Raw genomic sequence first — 23,050 nt, forward strand, 5'->3', positions numbered from 1 at the left:
AGTTGCCGGAACACGACACGGCGGGACGAGACGCGGAGAACCCGACGCCCACGGAGGAGGTCGGCGCGTTCCTGGGCCGCCGCCGTGAGCAGATCGCCCAACGGTGGGCCGACGAACCCCTGTTCCGGGCGGTGTTCACCGTCTCGCGGGACGAGGCGGTGGAAGCGGGCCGGGCGGTCGCCGACGCGCTCGCCCAGGTCGCCGGATCCGGCCGGGTGGAGGACACCGACGGCGCAGGCTTCACGCTGGTGCGCGAGCAGCTGGCCCGGATGGCGGCCTCCCGGGCCCGCGCCGGACTGACCACCGCGCAGATCTCCCGCGAGGTGGACGCCCTGCGCGTGCCCGCGGTGAACCTGCTCGTCGCCGACCTCCCGCAGGCCGCGTCCGAGCACGTCAGGGAGTGCGCGACGACCCTCACCGCGCTGATGGGGACGCTGCGACTGGTGGTCATGGAGACTTCGCTGACCGAGGGCCAGGCCCTCATCGACCGGCAGCAGGTGCAACTGCTGGAGGTCGCCACGCCGGTCATCAGGCTCTGGGACGGCATCGTCGCCGTTCCGCTGATCGGCACGCTCGACAGCGCCCGCAGCCAGGTCGTGATGGAGACCCTGCTGGAGTCCGTCGTCGACCAGCAGGCGCGCTTCGCGATCCTGGACATCACCGGGGTGCCGACGGTCGACTCGCTGGTGGCGCAGCACCTGATGAAGACCGTGGCCGCCGTGCGGCTGATGGGCGCGGAGTGCGTCGTCTCAGGCATCCGGCCCGCCATCGCGCAGACGATCGTCCACCTCGGCCTCGACCTGCCCGTGGTCACCCGCTCCAGCCTCGCCGACGCCCTGGCCTACGCCCTGCACCGGCTGGGCGCCGACATCGTCCCGGTGACGTCCGGCGGTGCTGGTCCCCGGTGAACCACGACCTCCCCCGCACGGGCGCCGCCCCCGTGCCGGTGCTCCGGCTCGGCGACGTCCTGCTGATCACGCTGCAGGGCGACCTGCACGACGGCACCGCGGAGCAACTGCAGCGGGACATCGCCGAGTCGATCGTCCGCAGCCGGGTGACCGGAGTGGTCATCGACATCTCCGGGATCGAGATCATCGACTCCTACCTCGGACGGGTGCTGGCCGAGATCGCGGCCGGCTCACGTCTGCTCGCCGCCCGGACGGTCGTGGCGGGCATGCGGCCCGCCGTGGCGATCACCCTGGTGGAGCTGGGACTGACGCTGCCGGGACTGCGGACCGCGCTCAGCACCGAAGCGGCCCTGGAGCTGCTCGCCGCGCCGGCGGACCGCCCGCACCGGGAGCCGCGGTGAGCGGGACGGCCGCGGGCGTCGACGCCCGCCTGCCGATCCGCTCGGACCTGGATCTGGTGTGGGTGCGCCAGCACGTGCGTCAGGCGGCCGCCGCGGTCGGTTTCGGCCTGGTCGAGCAGACCAAGCTGGTCACGGCTGCCAGCGAGCTGGCCCGCAACACCCTGGTGTACGGCGGGGGCGGCGAGGTGGCGGCCGAGCGCGTGTCGGACGGGAGGTCGGCGCACGGACTGCGGCTGACCTTCACCGACCGCGGACCGGGGATCCCCGACCTGGACCAGGCCCTCAGCGACGGTTACACCTCGGGCGACGGACTGGGCCTCGGCCTGGGCGGGGCGCGTCGGCTGGTGCACGAGTTCGCCATCGACAGCGCGCCCGGCTCCGGCACCACGGTCACGGTGACCTCCTGGGCCGCCCGCCCGCCCCGGCAGCGTGAGGAGCTGAGATGACCCGCGTGTGGGACGTCCCCGTGCACGACTCGACGCGGCTGCGCGACGCGAGGGTGGCCGCGGAGAGCGCGTCGGCGCTGGCCGGGCTGGACCGGGCGCGCACCGACGCCGCCGCCCTGGTGGCGACCGAGCTGGCGACGAACCTGCTCAAGCACGCGCAGGGCGGACAGCTCCTGGTGGAGGCGGTCTCCGCGCCGGGCGGACGGGCGGAGGGCCTCATGGTCCAGATCGCCGCCGTGGACCACGGGCCCGGCATGTCCGACGTCCCGGCGGCCCTCGACGACGGGTTCTCCACGGCCGGCTCGCTCGGCGCCGGCCTGGGCACCTGCCGACGGCTGGCGGACGACTTCGACCTGCACAGCGCCCCCGGGCGCGGAACGGTCGCGCTCGCCCGGATAGGCGGTGCCCCTGCCGCCCGCGGCGGCCGCGACGCGGGCGGGGGACGGACCGGCACCGGCCCGACGGGCGAGGGCGGCGCGGACGCGCCCCTCGGGGTGCGTGTCGGCGGCGTCAACGTCCCCTTCCGGGGCGCCGAGTGCTCCGGGGACGCCTGGACCTGCGTGCGGGCCGACGACCTGCTCACGCTGATGCTGGCCGACGGGCTGGGGCACGGCCCCGAAGCGGCCCTCGCCTCGACCGCGGCGGTGGAGGAAGTGCGGCGCTCGGCCCATCTCCCGCCCGCCGAGCTGCTGCGCCGGCTGGACGACGCCCTGCGCGGCACGCGGGGAGCGGCGGTCGCGGTGGCCCAGCTCGACGTGCGGGCCGGACGGCTGCGCTTCGCCGGCATCGGCAACGTGGGCGCGCGACTGCGCGAGGGCGACTCCTGGCGGCACCTGCTGTCCCGGCCCGGCATCGTCGGCGCGCACCGGCCCTCGACCCTGCCCGAGGCCGAGGCCTCCTGGGCCCCGGACCGTCTCCTCGTCCTGCACAGCGACGGGCTGCCCAGCCGCTGGGCGCCGCCCGCCGACCCCCGACTGCTGTCCGCCGACCCCGCCCTCACCGCCGCCGTGACGGTGCGAGACGCCGGCAGCTCCGCCCGCCCGGTGCGTGACGACACGGCCGTGGCCGTCCTGTCCCCGACCCCGCCGGACCGCCCATGACGCGCACCTGGGAGATCAGCACCGTCACCGACGCCGCACGGGTGCGGATCGCGACCGCGCGGGTGGCCGCCGCCTACGGCATGCCGCCGCTGGAGCGCGCCCGGCTGGCCGCGGCGCTGAGCGCACGGCTGCGCCGGTGTCTGGCCAAGGGCGGCGTCTGGCGGCTCGCGCTGACGACGGCCGACGGGACCCTGCGGGTCGAGATGGCCCCCTCCCCCGCCGGCGACGAGTCACCGTGGCTGATCACCGCGCCCTGTCCGGAGCCCGCCGCCGGCCCGGTGAGCGATGCGGTGTCGGCCGACCCCGACGTGCTCTCCGAGGCGCTGCTCGGCGCCGACGAGGACACCGCCGTCGCACTGGACCGGCTCGCCGAGCAGGAGGAACTCGTCGCCTTCCACCGGGAGGAGCTGCACCAGACCAACCAGGGCGTCCTGGCGCTGCACGCGGAGCTCGACGCCGCCGGGCGGGCGCAGCGCGAGGCCTTCGCGGCGGAGCGCGCCGCGCGCAGGGAGGCGGAGGCCGCCCGCCGCAGACTGACCTTCCTGGCCGACGCGAGCGCGGCGCTGACGGCCTCCCTCAACCACGAGGAGATCGTGCGCCGGCTGCCGGAGCTGCTGGTCCCCGAGTACGCACGCACGCTCGACGTGTGGCTCTTCGACGCCGAGGAGGACCGCGGCCCGTCCGTCCCGCGGCCGGCGGCCGCCGTCGTCGCGGCCCGCTCCGGCCGGCCCCAGTACGCGGCGGCGGAGCCGGGCGGGCTGCCCGGGGTGGACGACCAGCCGCCGTCCACGCTGCTGCCCGACCGGCCCCTGCTATGCGTGCCGCTGCCGACGCGCGGCGCGCCCCTGGGCGTGCTGACGCTGACCCCGCCGGGCGAACGCTGGGATCCCGACGACGCCGTGATGCTGCTGGAACTCACCCGGCGGGCGGGTGGCGCGCTGGAGAACGCCCGCCGTTTCGAGCACAACCGGGACATCGCCGAGACCCTCCAGCGGGCCCTGCTCACCGAACTGCCGGCCCTCCCCGGCCTGCGCCTTGCGGCCCGCTATCTGCCGGCCACCTACGGGCTGAACATCGGCGGCGACTGGTACGACGCCTTCCGGCAGCCCGACGGCAGTCTGATCACCGTGATCGGCGACGTGACCGGGCACGGGCTGCACGCGGCGGTGATGATGAGCCAGCTGCGCACCGCTCTGCGCGCGTACGCCGTCGACGGAGGCACCCCCGGCGAGCTGTTGACGCGGCTGCACACCTTCCTGCACCACCTTCAGCCCGACCTGTACGCCACGGCCGTGATCGCCCGTTTCCAGCCCGGTGAGCCCGTGCTCACGTGGGCGGCCGCGGGGCATCCGCCGCCGGTGCTGCGCGGGCCCGACGGGCGGGTGCGCACGCTGGACGCCAAGCCGGGGGCGATGCTCGGCATCCCGCTGCACCAGGAGATCTCCGACCACACCGTGCCCCTGGAGCCGGGCTCCACGCTGGCGCTGTACACCGACGGACTGGTGGAGCGCCGCGCCCAGGGCATAGACCCGGGGATCGAGCGGCTGTCGGCGGCACTGGGCGCGTTCCGCGCCGACGAGCTGGACGCGGACCTGGACGGCTCGGCGGAGCGCATCCTGGAGCCGATGCTGAGCGACTCGGAGCGCGACGACGACGTCTGTCTTCTGCTGTGCCACCTGGACGGCCGGCTCGACGGCCGGCTCGACGGACGTCCGGACGGTCTGGGCGACCGGCTCGGCAGCCGTCTCGGCGGCAGCCGCCTCGACGGGCGTCTCGACGGCCGTCTGTCGGCGGGGTCCTGAAGGGCGCTCAGCCGTCCCGTTCCGCAGGCCCGTGCCCGCGCCCGGTCCCGGACCTCCTGGCGTGCGCCCGGTGGAAGGCGTACAGGCCCTGTTCCAGTGCGGCGCGCTGAGCGGGCGACATGCCCTCGAACACCGCCGCGAGCCGCCGCACGCGGCGCTCGCCCACGTCGGTGAGGACACGCTGTCCGTACACGGTCAGCACGAGCCGCACCTCGCGCCGGTTGCGCGGGTGGACGGCGCGCTCCAGCAGCCCGGCGGCCTCCAGCCGGTCGCACAGACGGCTCGCGGTGGGCAGGCCGACGTCGAGGCGCTCGGCCAGGGCGGTCAGGTTGAGCTCCGGTCTGTGCCGGATGGTCCGCAGGGCGAGCAGTTGCCGGGCGGGCAGCAGCGGCGCCGTCTCCTCCGCGGCCGTCAGCCAGCAGGCCACCAGGCTCTCGACCGCGTCCGCGACCTGCCGGGCCTGTGCCCGCCCGCCGTCCCGCCGAGCGTCCCTCCGGCCGTCGCCGACGCCCTCCGACCAGCCCACCGTCATCGCTCTTCGACCACCGCGAATGTCATGTACGTCGGCCTACCCGTAGGCAGGGGGCGTACACAGGGCCATCTGCGGGTACGGAGGCAGCCTCAGGAGAAACGTTCGTCTGCTTGCCTCGTCCGACTGGCGCAACCGGTTCGGGCGCGGTGGGATCGATGAGGTGCGAAGCGCCCGGGGGCGGGGCACGCGCACCAGGTCGGGCAGACCGCCTGGAGCCGCAGAAAGGGATGGACATCGTGACACGACCCAGGATCCTGGTGGTGGGCGCGGGCTTCGCGGGAGTGGGGTGCGTGCAGCGTCTGGAACGCGCGCTCTCCGCCGCGGAGGCCGACGTCACTTTGGTGACGCCGTTCGCCTACCAGCTCTATCTGCCGCTGCTGCCGCAGGTCGCCTCAGGCGTGCTGACGCCCCAGTCGATCGCCGTATCGCTGCGCCGCAGCAAGAAGTACCGCACGCGGATCATTCCCGGCGGCGCCATCGGCGTGGACCTCAAGTCGAAGGTCTGCGTCATCCGGACCATCACCGACGAGATCGTCAACGAGCCGTACGACTACATCGTGCTGGCTCCCGGCAGCGTCACCCGCACCTTCGACATCCCGGGGCTGACCGACCACGCCTTCGGCATGAAGACCCTGGCGGAGGCCGCGTACATCCGCGACCACGTCATCACCCAGCTCGACCTCGCCGACGCCAGCAACGACCCCGTCGAGCGGGCCGCACGGCTGCAGTTCGTGGTCGTCGGCGGCGGCTACGCCGGCACCGAGACCGCCGCGTGTCTGCAACTGCTCACCCACAACGCGATCAAGCGCTATCCGCGCCTGGATCCCGCCCTGATCAAGTGGCATCTGATCGACGTCGCCCCGAAACTGATGCCGGAACTCGGCGACAAGCTGGGCCGCAGCGCGCAGGAGGTGCTGCGCAAGCGCGGGATCGACATCTCGCTGGGCGTGTCGATCGCCAAGGCGGGTCCGCAGGAGGTCACCTTCACCGACGGGCGGGTCGTCCCGACGCGGACGCTCATCTGGACGGCGGGGGTCGTGGCGAGCCCCCTGATGGCCACGCTCGGGGCCGAGACGGTCCGCGGGCGGCTCGCCGTGGAGGCCGAGATGAACCTGCCCGGCAACGACGGGGTGTTCGCGCTCGGGGACGCCGCCGCCGTGCCCGACCGCGCCAAGGGCGAGGACGGCGCCATCTGCCCGCCGACGGCGCAGCATGCCATGCGGCAGGGCAAGGTCGTCGCCGACAACGTCATCGCGACGCTGCGCGGGCAGTCCATGCGGCCCTACGTGCACAAGGACCTCGGCCTGGTCGTCGACCTCGGCGGCACGGACGCCGTGTCCAAGCCGCTCGGCGTGGAACTGCGGGGGCTGCCCGCGCAGGCCGTGGCCCGCGGCTACCACTGGTCGGCCCTGCGCACGGGCGTCGCCAAGGCCCGGGTGCTGACGAACTGGACGCTCAACGCGATCGCGGGGGACGATTTCGTCCGTACCGGGTTCCAGGCCCGCCGGGCGGCGAAGCTGAAGGACTTCGAGTACACCGACAGCTATCTGACGCCGGAGCAGGTGCGGGCGCAGGTGGAGGGGACCGGGCCGGATTCCGCCTGAGATCCACACGGCAGGGGACAGCACGGGCAAGGGAGAGTACGGCGGCGTGAGGGCGGCGGCACGGGCGTTCGGCACACGATTGCGAGATCGGGTCGCGGCGTCCGACCCCGGGCTGTTGCGGCTGGCGGCCGGTCTGCGGACGGTGGGCGCGATCGCCGTGACGCTGGCCGTGCTGTCCCTGCTCGGCGCCGACGTCTCCCATCTGGTGGCCGGCGCGATCGCCGCGATGGTCGCCACGTTCGCCGTCCGGGAGAAGCAGCGCGACCGGCAGGCCGTCACACTGGCGTTGGGCCTGCCGGTTGCGCTGGCGTCGGTGTCGGTCGCGGCGCTGCTCAGCTCCCGGACGGTCGCCGGCGACCTCTTCTTCGTCGCGCTGATCTTCTGCGCGGTCTACGGCCGCCGGTTCGGCGACCGGGGCACCGCGCTGGGGCTGATCGGCTTCCAGGTCTACTTCATGTCCCTGTTCGTCGGCGTCGGGACGTCGTCGCTGCCCGGGTACTACGGGGTCATCTCCGTGGCCTTCGCGAGCAGCGCGGCGGCCCGGTTCGCGCTCGTGCCGCAGACGCCGACGGGGATCCTGCTGCGGTTGCGCCAGGCCTTCCGGGCGCGGCTGGCGCAGCTGCTCGACGCCCAGCTCGACCTGCTGGACGCGGCACCGGACGACGTGGTGAAGGCCGTCGCCCAGGTGCGCGAGGGAACCGCCCGCCTGCACGAGACGGCCATGATGATCCAGGGCCGTCTGGACGAGGGCACCCCGGACGAGGCGGTGGCCCGGCTGGTGCAACGGCGGATCGCCGACGCGGAGATCGCCGCCGAGCGCCTCGGCCTGCTGCTCCTGACGGCCCGCAGCGCCGAGCGCGCGGACACGCTGACCATGCATCTGCCGGGCGCGCCCCTGCCGGAGAGCGGCCGGCTGCCGGTGCGCGACGAAGCCCTGGAGATCCTGCGCCGCGATCTGCTGGCCCTGGAGCTGCTCGTACGGAATCCGGTGGCGGCGGGGTCGGGGACCTCTTTGTCGCACGTGCGCAACCGGCTGCTCGGCTACCGGGACGAGGAGAACCTGCCCGAGGCGCCGCCCGCGGTGCAGGACGTCTTCCGGGGCGTCGGCGAGGCGGCGCGAGCGGTGCTGGGGCTGCGGATCGCGCTGGACGGCCCGCAGGACGAGTCCGACGACAGCCCCGAGACGGCACGCTCCCGCGAGGAGCTGGACGCCGAGGACGCCGCGATCGGCGGAGCCGAGGCGGACGAGGGGTCGGCGGAGGAGCAGGCCACGGGGCTGCGGCGGCCGACCACGCGGGCCGCCGTGCAGGTGGCGGTCGGCTCGGCGCTGGCCATCGTCGGCGGCGAGCTGCTCTCCTCGCACCGCTGGTACTGGGCGGTGCTGACCTGCTGGATCGTGTTCATCAACACGGCGTCCACCGGGGAGATCCTGGTCAAGGGCTACCGGCGGCTGCTGGGCACCGTGCTCGGCGTGATCGCCGGCATCGTGCTCGCGGGGCTGGTCGGGCACCACACCTGGACCGCGTTCGCGGTGGTGCTGCTGTGCGTCTTCGCGATGTTCTACACGGCGCCGCTGTCGTACACCCTGATGTCGTTCTTCGTGACGGCCGCCCTGGGCGTGCTGTACACGCTGCTGCACACCTACAGCCTGTCGGTGCTGGTGCTGCGGGTGGAGGAGACGGCGCTCGGGGCCGCCTGCGGAATCGTCGCGGCGGCGCTGGTGCTGCCCGTACGCACCGACCGGCGGACCAACGAGCTGCTGACGGCCGTGCTGGAGCGGCTGAGCGAAGTCACCGAGGCGGCTGTGGAGCAGCTGAGCGGCGCTCCCCCGACCGACCTGCTGGACCGGGCCCGCGATCTCGACCAGGCGCTGGCCGACCTGCGGGCGGCCACCCAGCCGCTGACGCATCCGGTGACGCCGCTGCGAACGCGCCGGGACACCGCTCGCTACGTCGTGGCGCTTCTGGAGACCTGCGCTTATCACGCCCGGTCGCTGGCGGCCACCGCCGAGCTGCTGCCGACGCATCCGTCGATAGCGGCGGACCCCCGGCTGCGCCGGGCCGGACAGCGCATCCGGCACAACATCGGGGCGATCTCCGCGCGGGTCGCGCAGGAGCCGAGCACCGCCCAGGTCCTGACCGGGCCCAGCATCGCCGCGCTGCTGAAGCCGGGCGTGCCGGGGACGCCGCGCTACGGCCGGGTGACCGACCGGGTGCTGCGGCATCTCCAGCGGCTGGACGAGGCGGTGGTCGGCCTCGCCCGCCCGCTCGGGGCGCCGGTGGCGCCGCCGCAGTGAGGGCGGGCCCCGGCCGGGCTCGGAAGTCCGCTCGGAAGTCCGCTCGGACAGCCGCTCAGAAGTCCGTGGACATGCCGCTCGCGGCCGCTATGCCCCGCAGCGCCTCGGTGTCCTGCTGCCGCTGCTGGATACAGCCGGCGATCTCGGCGAGGCGACCGGGGTCGGACGCGGTGGCCGCGTCGGTGACCACCCGGACCGGACCGGTTCCGTCGACCTGGATCTCCACCAGCTGGTTGTCGAGCCGGCCGGTGACGGCGGTGGCGATGACCAGGGCCGCCTCGTCGCGGATCTCCTGGGGCAGATCCTCGGTCTCCTCGGGGTCGAGGGCGAAGTCGAGGCTCTCGGGAGGCTGTTCGTCGAGGGCGCGCAGCGCAGGTGCCACGACCTTCAGCAGGAGCTGGTAGTCCTCGCTGTCCATGCGGACGCGAAGCAGGTCGAGGTACATGTCCACGGGCCGTCCGTCGCGCGGGAACTCTGCATCGTTCATCTCGTCCGTGTTCCCCGTGAGGCCGACGTCAGACCTTGCGCCAGCGGGCCATGGCGAAGGAGAACAGTCCGAAGAGCATGAGTCCGCCCGCGACGCAGGCCAGCAGGCCGGGACCGGCGGGGGTGCTCGCGAACGAGCGCAGCGTGTCGTCCAGTCCCTTGGCCTTGTTCGGCTCGTACTCGACGGCGGCCCGCACGGCGAACACGCCGGCCGCGGCGAAGACCAGACCGCGGGTAGCGCCGCCGCCCACTCCGGTGACGTCCACCAGACGCCGCATGCGGGGGGACATCTCCCCCAGCCGCAGCTTCTTGCGGTAGGAGCGCATGACGGCGCGGGCGCCGATCCACAGGCCCGCGACGACGATCCCGACGCCCGCGACGCCCACGATCCACTGTCCGCCGGGGAGGTCCAGCACCCGGGCGGTGACGTCACGGGACTGTTCGTCGCTCGATCCGCCGCCGCTGCCCGACCCCGCGGCGAAGGCGAGGACGGAGTAGGCGACGAAGGAGTAGAAGACGCACCGGCCGAGCGCCATCAGGCGCTTCTTGGCGCTGCGCCCGTCGTCGCCGACCCCGCCGAAGACGGCCTCGGACAGCCGCCACAGCGCCATGCCGACCAGCCCGACGCCCAGCGCCCAGAGCACCACCGAGCCGAAGGGCTTCTGGGAGATCTCCGCGAGGGCTCCCCGGCGGTCCGCCTCCTCCTTGGTGTCACCGAAGGCGATCTGCAGGGCCAACAGCCCGACCAGCAGATAGATCACGCCGCGGGCGGCGAACCCGGCCTTGGCGGCTGTCTTCGTCACCGAGCCGCGTGCCGCCCGTTCCGCTCCGGCACGGCCGTTGCGCGCCATGGCGCTCGCGTTCATTGCGTCCCCTCCCGAAGTCTCCCCGAATTTCGCAGAATCCGACTGCCCCGGCTCCGGCCGCGAGGGCTCCCCGGCGGTCCGCCTCCTCCTTGGTGTCACCGAAGGCGATCTGCAGGGCCAACAGCCCGACCAGCAGATAGATCACGCCGCGGGCGGCGAACCCGGCCTTGGCGGCTGTCTTCGTCACCGAGCCGCGTGCCGCCCGTTCCGCTCCGGCACGGCCGTTGCGCGCCATGGCGCTCGCGTTCATTGCGTCCCCTCCCGAAGTCTCCCCGAATTTCGCAGAATCCGACTGCCCCGGCTCCGGCCGCGCACACGCACAGGTGTTCACACACCTGCGGCCGGCCGCCCCGAGTCGGGGCGGCCGGCCGCAGGGCGGGGCGTGAAGGCGGTGCGGGGCCGGGCGGGCAGGTCGGACGCTGCCCCGGCGGTCGAGCGGACCACCGGTCAGGCCACCGCGGCCCGCCCTGGTGCGCGTCTCCGGTGCGGTTCAGGCGTACACACGGGGGCCGTCGTCGGTCTGCGGGCGGGCCTTGCCCGTCTGCGGACGCGCAAGGGTCGCCTGCGGACGGACCACCGTCGCCTGCGGACGGGCCGCGGCGTCGGCGGCGGANCCGGCCGCAGGGCGGGGCGTGAAGGCGGTGCGGGGCCGGGCGGGCAGGTCGGACGCTGCCCCGGCGGTCGAGCGGACCACCGGTCAGGCCACCGCGGCCCGCCCTGGTGCGCGTCTCCGGTGCGGTTCAGGCGTACACACGGGGGCCGTCGTCGGTCTGCGGGCGGGCCTTGCCCGTCTGCGGACGCGCAAGGGTCGCCTGCGGACGGACCACCGTCGCCTGCGGACGGGCCGCGGCGTCGGCGGCGGAGGCCGCCTCCAGCCAGCGGCGGGCCGTCCGCAGGGCGTCGTTCACGTCCCGCGTGCCGGTGGACACGCACAACGTGTAGGCGAGGTCGCGCTCCTGCGCGCGTGCCTCGGCGGTACCGGTCGCGGACAGCGCCTCGTACTCGTCGACGAGTGTGCGCAGGACGGCGGGATGGGGCATGAGCATCGGCGGGCTACTCCTGACGTCGAAGTGTCGAAGTGGGGATGCGGGTGACCTGCTGTCAGCGCAGAGCTTCCTGGCGCACCCGCTCGCAGCTGCGGCTGATGAGCCTGGAGACGTGCATCTGGGAGATGCCGAGCTGGTCGGCGATCCTGCTCTGCGTCATGTCCTCGAAGAAGCGCATGTAGAGGATGGCGCGCTCGCGCTCCGGAAGGCGGCGCAGACCTTCTTTGGCGGACTCGCGGTCGACCACGACGTCGAAGGAGGAGTCGGCGGCCCCGAGGGTGTCGGCGAGGCTGTAGCCGTCGTCGCCGGAGGGGACCTCTGCGTCCAGCGACAGGGTGCTGAAGCTCTCCAGGGCCTCCAGGCCGGCGGTCACCTCGTCCTCGGTCAGGCCGGTGTGGGCGGCCATGTCGGCGACCGACGGTTCGGGCGCTCCCGGATTCTGGGCGAGTTCGCGGCGGGCGATGCGCACCTTGTTGCGCAGTTCCTGCACCCGGCGGGGCACCCGCAGGGCCCACATGCGGTCGCGGAAGTGCCGCTTGATCTCGCCGGTGATGGTGGGCACGGCGTAGCTTTCGAAGGCCCCGCGCTCGGGGTCGAAGCGGTCCACGGCCTTCACGAGTCCGAGGGCCGCCACCTGGCGCAGATCCTCGATCGCCTCGCCGCGGTCCCGGAAGCGGCCCGCGATCCGGTGGGCCATGGGCAACCAGGCGGTGACGATCTCGTCGCGCACGGCGTCCCGCTCGGGCCCCTCCTCCAGGGCGACCAGCCGGGCGAACCGGCTCGCGGTGTCGGGTGCGTCGTCATGGGTGCGTCGCGGCGCGGCGGTGCCGGCCGATACGGCGGGACGGCTTGTCGACATGTCGATGAGCATGCGTAAACGCTCCTGAACGGTTGTTTCAGGTGACTGACGACGGGAGGGCTCCTGACACCCGGGGCACGCGGAGCGCCCCGAAGCGGTCCCACCGCTCCCGTCGGCGCGCCTCCGGTCCGAAGCACGAACCTCCGTCTGCCCTGCCCCTGGAGGTACAAACTCCGCATGGGCAAAAGGTGTTCACGAAGCCCTCACCCCGGGCCCGCCGGCCTTCTGCCCGGCGGCTGCTGCGCGGGCCGGGACGCGGACCCGAAGTCGGTCGGACGGCGGGTCAGAACACGGGGACGACGGCGGTGACGCGCTTGCCGCCGGACGGCAGATCACGGACCTCGACATCGCGGGCGAGCCGGCAGACGATCGGCCAGCCGCGCCCGCCGACCCGCCGCCGCCCCCGTTGGTCGAAGGGGCCGACGGCGACGGGCCGACGGCCGCTGCGGTCGCTCACGGACACCCGCACGGACCGCCCCTCCACGTCGACGTCGAAGCCGGTGACGCCGCCGCCGTGCAGGATGGCGTTGCTGGTGAGTTCGGTGGCGACGAGCAGCGCGTCCGAGAGGGCCTCTTCGTCGTAACGGCATCCGACGGCTCCGCACCGGCCGCTCACGGCCTTTCGCACGGCACTGCGGACGTCCGCCGGTCGGCACTGCCGACGCCCCTCGCACCGGGACGACGGGTCCTCGGGCGTCCTCAGGCGGTCGGTCGAGTCGTTCGTACGCATCCTTTCGCTCCCCTGGCTGTGGCGACTGGGCTGTGGATCGGGCTGTGGAACAGGCTGCGGATCGGGCCGTGCTCGGGTCACGGGTCGAGTGGACCGCGGACCGAGTGGACCGAGCGGACCGCGCGGATCTGGCGGCCCCCGGTCGGGCGGACGACCGCCGGGCCGGCGGACCACGGGGTCGAGCGGACCGGACGGCACTCCCGTCCCCGGGCCGGCCCGACGCGCACGGCGGCGCGTGGGTCCACGGCAGGCTGCACCGGGACGGACTGGGGGGCGGACCGTGGTCCTGCGCCGGGCGCCGGCCGCCCGGCCGCCCGCCGATCGGGCGGCGGCCTCGGCGCCCTCGCACGCGGGCGTCCCGCCGGACGGTGCGGTCTCTCCTGTTGTCTCCTGTCCGGCTGACCTTCCCCGGGCCGGCCAAACCTCCCGGACCTGGGGCAGTCGTCCGGAAAGTTGCGGGGAGCATCGACAGCACGAGGAAGCCATCGTCCGGCCCGGTGTGGGTAGGCGACCTGCATGACCGATGTGGTGGACTCCGACGAACTGCTGCGGCGCATCCAGCGCTCCCGCACCTGCGCGCGGGAGGAACTGCTGGCCTGCCGGGCCCGCAACGCCGATCTCTCCCAGACCGATCCGGACGGGGCGCGGGACGCCCATATACGGGGTCTCGCCTACGAGGCCGTGGTCAGAGTGCTGGACGAGATCCTGACGCCCGGCCGCTCCGCCGACGGGGACTGACGACGGAACTCGTGGGCCCTGCAACGCAGTTGCGGTTCGCCTCGCCGGCCGCGGCGCCGACGGAGGCCGAACTGCGGATGATCGCCGCAAAGATGACCGGGGTCCGGCGGCGACGGAGTGAAACGGGTCACTGAACCTGGTTTCCTCTGTGTGAAAACCCCGTGAATGGTTTACGGTTCATCCATACGTGGTGGACGGGGTCGACGCGACTACTCCTCCGTCCGCCACCCTTTACCGCCCTGGCTGGCTTCCCCCGTCCAGCCAGGGCTTCTCCATGTCCTCGTCCTTGCCCCACCCCCACCCCCACCCGAAGCGACCGGGGCGCGGGGCGGGGCGGGCCGGTCGGCGGGTGGCGGGCGACGTGCGGAAACCGGGAAAGTACCGTCCTCCGAGGTGCCCCGAACGGCGGCAGCGGCTGAAATGGGAGGGGGAGAACACCCCCCACCGAATCGGCGGCGAGGAGCCCCGCGCCATGACCAGAGCGACCAGACTGCTGACCGCCCTTCCCCCGCCCCAGCGCGGACGCCTGATGGAACTCGCCAGGGAGGTCTCGTTCGCGGAAGACGCCCGGATCTTCGAGGCGGGCGGCACGGCCGACCGTTTCTGGGTCGTCCGGTCCGGCGCCGTCTCGCTCGTCCAGCAGGTGACGCCCCAGCGGCGGGTCACCGTCGCCAGTCTCGGCGCCGGCGATCTGCTGGGCTGGTCGTGGCTGTTCCCGCCGTACCGCTGGGACTTCGGCGCCGAGGCCTTCAGCCCCGTGCGCGCCTACGAGTTCGAGGCGCAGCCCGTGCTCAAACTCTGCGAGGAGGAACCGTCGCTCGGGATGTCACTGGTGCGGATCGTGGCGGAGATCCTCGCGCACCGGCTGGAGATGACCCGGGGCAGGCTGATGGAGCAGTACGGCTCTCACCGGCGCGGGGCGCCGTAGCCGGCGGCCCGCCCGGCTCGACGGACGCCCGGCTCGACGGACCGCCCGCCCGGGGGCCCCGGCCCACGTCCGTCGCCGGGTCCCGGGCCGACGATGCGTCGCCGGTCGGTTCCCCTCCGCCCCGCCGTCAGATGCGGTACCGGCGCAACGCGGGCACCGCGGCCGCCAGGCCCAGCATGAGCGCGACGACCAGCAGGCCTCCCCCCGCGACGGCCGCGCGGGGCCCGAAAGCCGCGCCCGCGGTGCCGTGCAGGACGTCGGCCAGCCGCGGGCCGCCCGCGACGACGACGGTGAAGACGCCCTGCATGCGTCCGCGCATCTCGTCGGTGGCGGCGGACAGCAGGATCGCCCCCCGGAAGACCATGGAGACCATGTCGGCGACGCCGGCGCAGGCGAGGAACGCCACCGCGAGCCACAGACTGCGGCTCAGCCCGAACCCGGCGATCGACACACCCCACGCGACGACCGCCCCGATGACCATCCAGCCGTGCCTGCGCGCCCGGGAGAACGTGCCGGAGAACAGCCCGCCCAGCACCGCCCCGATCGGGATCGCCGCGAACAGCAGACCGAGGGCGAGCCCTTCGCCGTACGAGGCGTACGTCTGCGCGGCGAGCTGCGGGAACAGGGCGCGGGGCATGCCGAAGACCATGGCGATGACGTCGGCGAGGAAGGACAGCAGCAGCACCTTGTGCAGCGAGATGTAGCGGAAGCCCTCCGCGATCTCGCGCAGCCCGGCGCGCCGGACGGTCGCGCTCGCCGACGGGGGCAGCGCGGGCAGCCGGAACACGGCCCACAGCGTCACGCACAGCGCGACGGCGTCGAGGAGGTACAGCTCGGGCAGCCCGATCACGGGTATCAGGGCGCCCGCGAGCAGCGGTCCCGCGACGAGGCCCGTCTGCATCACGGTGGAGCCGAGGGCGTTGGCGGCGGCGAGTTCGTCCGCCGGGACCAGCCGGGCGATGGAGGCGTTGCGGGCGGGCGAGTTGAGGCCGAAGAACGCCTGCTGGGCGGCGAGCAGCACCATCAGCACGGCCACCGAGCCGAGCCCGGAGGCCGCCTGGACCCAGAACAGCACCGAGGTGACGGCGATGCCGCTGTTGGTGACCAGCAGCAGCTTGCGGCGGTCGACGGTGTCGGCGACCGCGCCGCCCCAGAGCGCGAACAGCACCATCGGCACCAGTCCGGCGAGGCTCGCGTAACCGACCCAGGCGGAGGAGCCGGTGATGTCGTAGATCTGCTTGGGCACGGCGACGGCGGTGAGCTGGCTGCCCACCGCGGTGACGATGGTCGAGGACCACAGCCGCCGGTAGGCCGGCCGGCGCAGCGGCCGGGTGTCCATGGCCCAGCGGCGCCAGCCGCGCCGGGCGGGGCCGTGCGGACTCGGGTCGGTCTCCTCGGCCTCGGGGGCGGGGGTGCTCTCGCTGGTGTCCACGCGCTTCCTGGTTGCTCGTTACATCTTTCGATTCCGTGGGTCACTATCGCAGCCCTCCTGCGCTCTCGCCGCTCATTTGGACCTGCCGTCCCGGATCACGGACATCAGGCCCTGGCGATCAGCAGCACGCCCAGCGTGATCATCGTGACGGCCACCAGGCCGTCCAGGACCCGCCAGGCGGCGGGGCGGGCCAGGAAGCGGCCCAGCAGCCGGCCGCCGAAGCCCAGGGCGGCGAACCAGCACAGGCTGGCCAGCGCGGCGCCGAGGCCGAACGTCCAGCGCAGCGGGCCGCGGTCGGCGGCGGTCGAGCCGACCAGGAAGACGGTGTCGAGGTAGACGTGCGGGTTGAGCCAGGTCAGCGCCAGGCAGGTGAGCACGGCACCGCGGCGTGAGCCGGCCGCCTCGCCGTCCGTGCGCAGGGCGTCCGTGCCTGGCCGGAGCACCCGGCGGGCCGCGAGCAGTCCGTATCCGAGCAGGAAGGCCCCGCCGATCCAGCCGACCACGGTCAGCGCCCCGGGCCAGGCGACCACCACCGCGCCGACCCCGCCCACGCCGAGTGCGATGAGCAGCGCGTCGGACAGCGCGCAGATCCCCACGACGGCCAGGACGGCGTCACGGCGGACCCCTTGCCGCAGGACGAACGCGTTCTGGGCGCCGATGGCGACGATGAGTGAGAGACCGGTGCCGAAGCCGGCGGCCGCGGCGGTGAGTGCGGGGAACATGCCGTCCACGCTAGGCAGTCGATCACTGCGGGTACAGCTAAAGATTCTTACGTATCATTAGCCTTCGTGATGACACCTGCGATGGCCCGGAATGCGGTGGCGCGGCGATGATGACGGACCTCCCGCTCGACCAGGTGCGGACGCTGCTCGCCGTGGTCGACGAGGGCACCTTCGACGCGGCAGCCGCAGCCCTGCATGTGACGCCGTCCGCGGTCAGCCAGCGCATCAAGGCGCTGGAGCAGCGCACAGGACGGGTCCTGTTGCTGCGCACCAAGCCGGTGCGTCCCACGGAGTCCGGCGAGATCGTCGTGCGGTTCGCCCGCCAGCTGGCCCGGCTGGAGCGCGACACGCAAGCCGAGCTGGGCATGAGCGGTGAGGGCGAACACACCCGGGTGAGCGTCGCGGTGAACGCGGACTCGCTGGCCACCTGGTTCCTGCCGGCCCTGGCCGAGGTGGCTCGGGAACCACGGCTCTGCTTCGAACTGCACCGCGAGGACGAGACCCGCACGGCCGAACTGCTGCGGGAAGGACTGGTGATGGCCGCGGTGACCTCGTCGCCGGCCCCCGTGACGGGCTGCTCGGTGCGGACGCTGGGCACGATGCGCTACCTGGCCGCGGCCAGCCCGGACTTCGTCGCGCGCCACCTCGCCGACGGCCCGCTCCACGAAACCCTGACGCGGGCCCCGGTGATGACCTTCGACCGCAGCGACGACGTGCAGGACGCCTTCGTGCGCGGCCTGCTGCGGGGCGCCCGGGGCGCGGGTCCCGTGCGCCACGCCGTGCCGACCTCGGAGGGCTTCGTCGCCTCGGTCGCGGCCGGGTTCGGCTGGGGCATGGTGCCCGAGGTCCAGGGGGAACCCCTCCTGCGCTCGGGCCGTCTGGTGCCCCTCGCCCCCGACCGGCCGCTCGACGTCCCGCTGTACTGGCAGCAGTGGAAGCTCGACTCCCCGGCCCTGGCGGCGGTGGCGGACGCCGTGGCCGCGGCGGCGGCCGAGTCGCTGAACCGCGCGCCCTAGGGGCGGCGGCCGGCCGCCGTGATGGCCGCCAGCCGGGCCTGCGCACTGTCGAGCAGCATCTCCAGCGCCGTCGGATAGGCACTGGTCACCATGCGCGTCGACAGCAGCGGGGCCGCCTCGGCGATCCTGGGGTGGGTCGCGGCGGGCAGCCGGGCGTAGGTCGAGCGCCAGATCGCGTCGTCCGCGCGTTGTGCGGCGCGGGGCAGGGCGAGGGACGCGGCGTCCAGGGCGGCGAACGCGAGGGTCTGGTCGATGAACGCGTGGTAGATCCGCACGGTGTCCGCCAGCGGGAAGCCGGCGGTGCGCAGGACGTCCAGGACGGCCTCGTCGGCGGCGAGTTCGTTGGCCCGGCCGGTGACCCGGCTCGCGGTGAGCTGGGCGGCCTGCGGATGGGCGACGTAGGCGGCGTGGATGCGCAGGCCCACGGCGTGCAGGTCCGTCCGCCAGTCCCCGGTCGGCCGCCAGCCGCGCAGCGCCTCGCCGATCAGCGCGTCGCCGATGGCGAGGGTGAGTTCGTCCATGCCCCGGAAGTAGCGGTAGAGCGTGCTGGGGTCGCAGTCGAGGGCGAGTCCGAGACGGCGGGCGCTGAGCCCGGCGCTGCCGTGCTCGCGCAGCAGACGCAGCGCGGCCTCGACGATCAGCGTCTCGGACAGCACGGTGCCGCTTCTGGTGGGGCGGCGGCGCCGCCGCTTCTCCTCGGGGACCACCTGCTTGGCCATGTGCCCACGCTCCCTCGTGCCGTGCCGTGCCGTCGTGCCGTGCCGTCGTGCCGCGCCTCAGTGCCCGTCCCGGTGCGGGTCCTCGCGTCCTTATGCCAACGCCATTGACCTTACGTCGGCCCGCGGCGTTGTATCGGGTCAGGGGCCCCCGCTTCGCACACTTTCGTTCGCACTCTCGACCGAGGGAGTTCTCCTCATGCGTGTCCTGCTCGTGGGCGCCGGCGGTGTGGGCACCGCCATCACCCGGATCGCCGCCCGGCGTCCCTTCTTCGAGGCGATGGTCGTCGCCGACTACGACCCGGCGCGCGCCGAAGCCGCCGTCGCCGCACTCGACGGCGACGACCGTTTCCACGCCGAGCGCGTGGACGCCTCCGACGAGGCGGCCGTGACCGCCCTGCTCGCCCGCCACCGCTGCGACGTCCTGCTCAACGCCACCGACCCGCGGTTCGTGATGCCCCTGTTCCACGCGGCGCGCACCGCCGGGGCCCGTTATGTCGACATGGCGATGTCGCTGTCGCGACCGCACCCGGAGCGTCCGTACGAGGAGTGCGGCGTGCGGCTGGGCGACGCACAGTTCGCCGAGGCCGACGAGTGGGCCGAGGCGGGCGGCCTGGCCCTGGTCGGCATGGGCGTCGAACCCGGGCTCTCGGACGTCTTCGCCCGGTACGCCGCCGACGAACTCTTCGACGAGATCGAGGAGATCGGCATCCGTGACGGCGCGAATCTGACCGTCGAGGGCCACGACTTCGCGCCCTCCTTCAACATCTGGACCACCATCGAGGAGTGTCTGAACCCCCCGGTGGTCTACGAGGCGGACCGGGGCTGGTTCACCACCGCCCCCTTCAGCGAGCCCGAGGTGTTCGACTTCCCCGACGGCATCGGGCCGGTGGAGTGCGTGAACGTCGAGCACGAGGAGGTGCTTCTCGTGCCGCGCTGGGTGAAGGCGCGCAGGGTCACCTTCAAGTACGGCCTGGGCGGCGAGTTCATCGAGACCCTCAAGACGCTGCACCGGCTGGGACTGGACCGCACCGCGCCGGTGACCGTCCCGAGCGCGCAGGGCCCGGTGCCGGTCTCGCCGCGGGACGTGGTGGCCGCGTGTCTCCCCGACCCGGCGACGCTGGGCGAGTTGATGCGCGGCAAGACCTGCGCGGGCGCCTGGGTACGGGGCGTCAAGGACGGCGCCCCGCGCGAGGTGTACCTCTACCACGTGGTCGACAACCAGTGGTCCATGGCCGAGTACGGCAGCCAGGCCGTGGTGTGGCAGACGGCCGTGAACCCGGTGGTGGCCCTGGAGTTGCTCGCCACCGGAGTCTGGTCCGGCGCGGGCGTGCTGGGCCCCGAGGCGTTCCCGGCGCGGCCGTTCCTCGACCTGCTGACGGCGTACGGCTCCCCATGGGGTCTGCGGGAGCAGTGAACGTTTTTCCGGGCTCGCCCTGTTTCAGCGCCGCCGTGCCGGTGACCCGATCGGAAGCAACACATCCGGAAAAGCACATACGACTCGATCGCAGGTGACTTCGATGGACGACTGGCGAGAGCACGCCGAGTGCCGCACCGAGGACCCCGACCTCTTCTTCCCGATCGGCACCTCCGGCCCGGCACTGCTGCAGACGGAACAGGCGAAGGCGGTCTGCCGACGCTGCCCGGTGCGTGAACCGTGCCTGGAATGGGCCATGGAGACCGATCAGACCCTCGGGGTGTGGGGCGGCACGAGCGAGACGGAACGCCGTGCTCTCAAGCGCCGCATCAGGGCGCGGCGCAGTGCCTGAGCCCCCGGCATCCGACCCGGCCGGCGCCCCGGCGGCCCGGGCGCCGAAAGCGGCCGGGGTGCCGCACCCCGCTTGCGGCCGTCCCGGCGGCGCTCGTCAGGCGTCCGCGGGAGGCGGCGCGGCGGGCAGTCTCAGCGTGAACACGCTGCCCGCGCCGGGGGTGCTGGCCACTTCCGCCGTGCCGCCGTGAGCGGTCGTCAACTGCCGGACGATCGACAGCCCGAGGCCGCTGCCGCCGGTGCGGCGGCTGCGTGACTTCTCGGCGCGCCAGAACCGCTCGAAGACGTGCGGCAGATCCGCCTCGGCGATGCCCGTGCCGGTGTCGGCGACCGCCAGCACGACCTGCGCGCCCTCGCCCCGCGCGGTCAGCGTGACCGTGCCGTGGGGCGGGGTGTGGCGGACGGCGTTGGTGACGAGGTTGCCGAGCGCCTGCCGCAGCCGCACCGGGTCGGCGTCGAGCCAGAGCGCGCCGTCGGTCCCGGTGCGCAGGGAGACTCCGGCGCCGTCGGCCGCCACACGGTGGGCGGCGGCGACCTGGGCGAGCAGCTCGTCGGCGGGCACCGGCTCGCGGCGCAGCAGCAGGGCGCCGGCGTCGGCGGCCGCGAGGTCGCGCAGGTCGTCGATGACGCGCTGCAGGACGAGGGCCTCCTCGTGCAGGGCGCCCAGCAGTTCGGCGTCGGGCTCGACCAGTCCGTCGCGCGTGACCTCCAGCCAGCCCCTGATGTTGGTGAGCGGGCTGCGCAGTTCGTGGGCGACGTCGCTCACCAGGGCCTTGCGCTGGGCCTCCAGACGTTCCCGGCGCTCGGCGAGGTCGTTGAACGCCTCGGCCAGGATCCCGGTCTCGTCCCGGGTGGTGACGGGCACGCGCGCGTGCCGGTCCGGGGGCTGCTGCGCGGCCTCGGTGAGGGCGCGCAGGGGCCGCACGAGACGGGCCGCGACGACGGCGCTCACGGCGACGGTGACGGCCAGCACCAGGCCCGCCGCGCCGAAGACCTTCGTCTTGTTGGCCGGTGACATGTCCCAGCGGGGCGCCGCGCCGCTGTCCCCGCCCCCGAGGAACAGCTCGGCGACCGGCGCCACGTACGGGTCGAGCTGCGCGCGGCGGGCCTCCTCCAGACAGCTCTGGGCCGCGCGCCCCGTCTTGGCGTCCCTCACCTTGACGTACGCGGGCGCGGGGGTGGCGTCCCGGCCGTTGACGCCGGGGATGCCGGGTCCGAAGTACAGGGGAATGTCCGGTTCCAGGCCCTCGCGGACCAGACAGGGGCCCGCGTGGGCCTGGAGCGCGTTCAGCGCCTTCTGTTCGGTGGAGGTCGGCGTGTCGAGCTGTCCGTCCGCGCATTCCTCGGGCACGTAGCCGGTGGTCGCGCCGCCGTCGGCGTCGGTGAGCACCGGGCGGCCGCTCGGGGTCCGGGTGATGGTCGTCTCGACGCCGTAGCGGGAGAAGCAGCGCTGCCGGGCGTGCGCCACGGCGTCGAGCTTCCGGCGTTCGAGGTCGGTGAGCCGGTAGGGGCCCACCACGCGCGGGTCGGTGCCGCTGAGTTGGGCGCCGCGTTCGGTGTAGGTGTCGGTGCGCAGGGGGTCGACGGCGGCGGCGGCGCGCGGCGGCAGCGAGGTGCCGTGCGGCGCCGAGTCGGCGAGGAGCGTGCGGTCGGCGCCGGTCAGGGCGATGCGCCGGCCGGTCCGGGCGGACAGGTCGCGCACCATGCGTTGGACGCCTGCCCAGTCGGGATGAGTGGCCGCGTAGCCGCTGAGCCGGGCGAGGATGTCCATGTCGTCGGCCAGGGCCTGGCCCTGCTCCTCCCGCAGCGCGCGGGTGGTGGTCGCGACCGCCAGCCACGCGGTGGCGGCCACCGAGCACACGGCGATCAGCACCGACGCGCTCAGCAGCCGCACCAGCAGCCGTTTGCGCACCGGTATCCGGACCCGGGTCGCGCGCGTCACGCACGGCCGCCGCTGAGTTTGTAGCCGACGCCGAACACGGTCAGCAGCCGTACGGGTCTGCGCGGGTCGGCCTCGATCTTCCGGCGCAGGTTCATGATGTGCACGTCCACCGCCCGTTCGGTGGAGGAACGGTCGAAGCCGTGGGTGCACCGGAGCAACTGCCGCCGTGAGAAGACCCGTTCGGGTTCGGCGGCCATCGCCAGAAGGATCTGGAACTCGGCGGGCGTGCAGTCCACGGGTTCGCCGTCGCACCGCACCTCGTGACGCTCCGGATCGACGGCGAGCCCAGCGGTCCGTACGACGCCCTCGTCCCGCCGGTCGGCGCCGGCCCGTCCGCTGCGCCGCAGCACGGTGCGGATGCGGGCCATGAGTTCACGCGGGCTGTACGGCTTGGTCATGTAGTCGTCTGCGCCGAGTTCCAGGCCGAGCAGCACATCGTCCTCGGCGGCGCGGGCGGTGAGCATCAGCACCGGCAGGTCGTCGTCCCGGCGCAGCACCCGGCAGACCCCGAAGCCGTCGATGACCGGCAGCATCAGGTCGAGGACGACGAGGTCCGGCCGGTCCCGGCGCACCGCGTCCAACGCGGCGGAGCCGTCGTGCACCACGGTGGCGGTGTGCCCCTCGGCGATCAGCGAGCGGCGGATGAGTTCGGCCTGCATCGCGTCGTCCTCGGCCACCAGTACATGAGCGCACACGCCACGACTCCGTTTCC

General features: G+C 73.8%; 24 protein-coding genes. 12 read left to right on the top strand and 12 right to left on the bottom strand.

The window, feature by feature from the left end:
• Positions 1-2 precede the first annotated feature (2 nt).
• Genes BG482_RS28735 through BG482_RS28755 form a run of 5 tightly spaced genes read left to right on the top strand, consistent with a single transcriptional unit; the run spans position 3 to position 4,657 of the window.
• Positions 3-908, top strand: a complete 906-nt coding sequence (locus tag BG482_RS28735; protein ID WP_069772154.1) for an STAS domain-containing protein — start codon at positions 3-5, stop codon at positions 906-908.
• A complete protein-coding gene (locus BG482_RS28740; protein ID WP_069772071.1) occupies positions 905-1,309 on the top strand; it encodes an STAS domain-containing protein in 405 nt (134 codons plus the stop codon). Before BG482_RS28735 ends, BG482_RS28740 begins: the two co-directional genes overlap by 4 nt.
• Entirely contained in the window at positions 1,306-1,755 is a 450-nt protein-coding gene (locus tag BG482_RS28745) for an anti-sigma regulatory factor (protein WP_069772072.1), read from the top strand. The genes BG482_RS28740 and BG482_RS28745 overlap by 4 nt, the downstream gene beginning before the upstream one ends.
• A complete protein-coding gene (locus tag BG482_RS28750; protein ID WP_069772073.1) occupies positions 1,752-2,855 on the top strand; it encodes an ATP-binding SpoIIE family protein phosphatase in 1,104 nt (367 codons plus the stop codon). The genes BG482_RS28745 and BG482_RS28750 overlap by 4 nt, the downstream gene beginning before the upstream one ends.
• A complete protein-coding gene (locus tag BG482_RS28755) occupies positions 2,852-4,657 on the top strand; it encodes a PP2C family protein-serine/threonine phosphatase (RefSeq protein WP_079142254.1) in 1,806 nt (601 codons plus the stop codon). The genes BG482_RS28750 and BG482_RS28755 overlap by 4 nt, the downstream gene beginning before the upstream one ends.
• A 7-nt stretch (positions 4,658-4,664) precedes the next feature.
• Here BG482_RS28755 and BG482_RS28760 read toward each other — a convergent pair whose 3' ends face one another.
• Positions 4,665-5,189, bottom strand: coding sequence for a MarR family winged helix-turn-helix transcriptional regulator (locus BG482_RS28760; RefSeq protein WP_069772074.1), 525 nt, complete (start codon positions 5,187-5,189; stop codon positions 4,665-4,667).
• 227 nt (positions 5,190-5,416) lie between these two features.
• Between BG482_RS28760 and BG482_RS28765 the strand changes: the two genes are divergently transcribed.
• Both BG482_RS28765 and BG482_RS28770 read left to right on the top strand, forming a co-directional pair.
• Positions 5,417-6,793, top strand: coding sequence for an NAD(P)/FAD-dependent oxidoreductase (locus BG482_RS28765; RefSeq protein ID WP_069772075.1), 1,377 nt, complete (start codon positions 5,417-5,419; stop codon positions 6,791-6,793).
• A 46-nt stretch (positions 6,794-6,839) separates the two neighbouring features.
• Positions 6,840-9,089, top strand: a complete 2,250-nt coding sequence (locus BG482_RS28770; RefSeq protein ID WP_069772076.1) for an FUSC family protein — start codon at positions 6,840-6,842, stop codon at positions 9,087-9,089.
• A 55-nt stretch (positions 9,090-9,144) separates the two neighbouring features.
• Here the strand turns inward: BG482_RS28770 and BG482_RS28775 are convergent, their stop codons facing one another.
• The 6 genes from BG482_RS28775 to BG482_RS28800 all read right to left on the bottom strand — a co-directional run bounded on the left by BG482_RS28775 (position 9,145) and on the right by BG482_RS28800 (position 13,076).
• Positions 9,145-9,576 carry a hypothetical protein gene (locus tag BG482_RS28775; protein WP_069772077.1) on the bottom strand — a complete coding sequence of 144 codons (432 nt, stop codon included), beginning with the start codon at positions 9,574-9,576 and terminating at the stop codon, positions 9,145-9,147.
• A gap of 28 nt (positions 9,577-9,604) precedes the next feature.
• A complete protein-coding gene (locus BG482_RS28780; protein ID WP_107450799.1) occupies positions 9,605-10,378 on the bottom strand; it encodes a DUF1206 domain-containing protein in 774 nt (257 codons plus the stop codon).
• Entirely contained in the window at positions 10,287-10,691 is a 405-nt protein-coding gene (locus BG482_RS46225; RefSeq protein WP_079142256.1) for a DUF1206 domain-containing protein, read from the bottom strand. Before BG482_RS46225 ends, BG482_RS28780 begins: the two co-directional genes overlap by 92 nt.
• 490 nt (positions 10,692-11,181) lie before the next feature.
• A complete protein-coding gene (locus BG482_RS28790; RefSeq protein ID WP_079142258.1) occupies positions 11,182-11,487 on the bottom strand; it encodes a DUF5133 domain-containing protein in 306 nt (101 codons plus the stop codon).
• Between the two features lie 55 nt (positions 11,488-11,542).
• Positions 11,543-12,358 (bottom strand): SigB/SigF/SigG family RNA polymerase sigma factor, encoded by an 816-nt coding sequence (locus tag BG482_RS28795; protein ID WP_069772080.1) that lies wholly within the window; start codon positions 12,356-12,358, stop codon positions 11,543-11,545.
• Between the two features lie 271 nt (positions 12,359-12,629).
• Positions 12,630-13,076: an ATP-binding protein gene (locus tag BG482_RS28800; RefSeq protein WP_069772081.1), complete on the bottom strand. Its 447-nt coding sequence runs from the start codon at positions 13,074-13,076 to the stop codon at positions 12,630-12,632.
• A gap of 516 nt (positions 13,077-13,592) precedes the next feature.
• Between BG482_RS28800 and BG482_RS28805 the strand changes: the two genes are divergently transcribed.
• Positions 13,593-13,814, top strand: a complete 222-nt coding sequence (locus tag BG482_RS28805; RefSeq protein ID WP_069772082.1) for a hypothetical protein — start codon at positions 13,593-13,595, stop codon at positions 13,812-13,814.
• A 472-nt stretch (positions 13,815-14,286) separates the two neighbouring features.
• A complete protein-coding gene (locus BG482_RS28810) occupies positions 14,287-14,742 on the top strand; it encodes a cyclic nucleotide-binding domain-containing protein (protein WP_069772083.1) in 456 nt (151 codons plus the stop codon).
• Between the two features lie 127 nt (positions 14,743-14,869).
• Here BG482_RS28810 and BG482_RS28815 read toward each other — a convergent pair whose 3' ends face one another.
• Entirely contained in the window at positions 14,870-16,174 is a 1,305-nt protein-coding gene (locus tag BG482_RS28815; RefSeq protein WP_069772084.1) for an MFS transporter, read from the bottom strand.
• Between the two features lie 104 nt (positions 16,175-16,278).
• The gene (locus BG482_RS28820; RefSeq protein ID WP_069772155.1) at positions 16,279-16,896 is read right to left on the bottom strand and encodes a LysE/ArgO family amino acid transporter; all 618 of its coding nucleotides are present in this window, start codon (positions 16,894-16,896) and stop codon (positions 16,279-16,281) included.
• Positions 16,897-17,003: 107 nt separating this feature from the next.
• Here BG482_RS28820 and BG482_RS28825 point away from each other — a divergent pair, with 107 nt between their 5' ends.
• Positions 17,004-17,912, top strand: a complete 909-nt coding sequence (locus BG482_RS28825) for a LysR family transcriptional regulator ArgP (RefSeq protein ID WP_069772085.1) — start codon at positions 17,004-17,006, stop codon at positions 17,910-17,912.
• Here BG482_RS28825 and BG482_RS28830 read toward each other — a convergent pair.
• Complete coding sequence (locus BG482_RS28830) at positions 17,909-18,631, bottom strand: TetR/AcrR family transcriptional regulator (RefSeq protein WP_069772086.1); 723 nt, start codon at positions 18,629-18,631, stop codon at positions 17,909-17,911. The two genes, BG482_RS28825 and BG482_RS28830, sit on opposite strands and share 4 nt — an antisense overlap.
• A gap of 196 nt (positions 18,632-18,827) precedes the next feature.
• On the opposite strand from BG482_RS28830, the gene BG482_RS28835 reads away from it, so the two are divergent.
• On the top strand, positions 18,828-20,045 hold the full coding sequence (locus BG482_RS28835) for a saccharopine dehydrogenase family protein (protein WP_069772087.1): 1,218 nt from the start codon (positions 18,828-18,830) through the stop codon (positions 20,043-20,045).
• A gap of 103 nt (positions 20,046-20,148) precedes the next feature.
• Positions 20,149-20,397, top strand: a complete 249-nt coding sequence (locus BG482_RS28840) for a WhiB family transcriptional regulator (RefSeq protein WP_069772088.1) — start codon at positions 20,149-20,151, stop codon at positions 20,395-20,397.
• 96 nt (positions 20,398-20,493) lie between these two features.
• On the opposite strand, the gene BG482_RS28845 is transcribed toward BG482_RS28840, so the two are convergent.
• A complete protein-coding gene (locus tag BG482_RS28845) occupies positions 20,494-22,338 on the bottom strand; it encodes a cell wall metabolism sensor histidine kinase WalK (RefSeq protein WP_069772089.1) in 1,845 nt (614 codons plus the stop codon).
• Positions 22,335-23,033 carry a response regulator transcription factor gene (locus BG482_RS28850; protein WP_069772090.1) on the bottom strand — a complete coding sequence of 233 codons (699 nt, stop codon included), beginning with the start codon at positions 23,031-23,033 and terminating at the stop codon, positions 22,335-22,337. The genes BG482_RS28845 and BG482_RS28850 overlap by 4 nt, the downstream gene beginning before the upstream one ends.
• Between the last annotated feature and the right edge of the window lie 17 nt (positions 23,034-23,050).

This window comes from Streptomyces sp. LUP30, from assembly GCF_001746365.1.
Classification (GTDB): domain Bacteria; phylum Actinomycetota; class Actinomycetes; order Streptomycetales; family Streptomycetaceae; genus Streptomyces.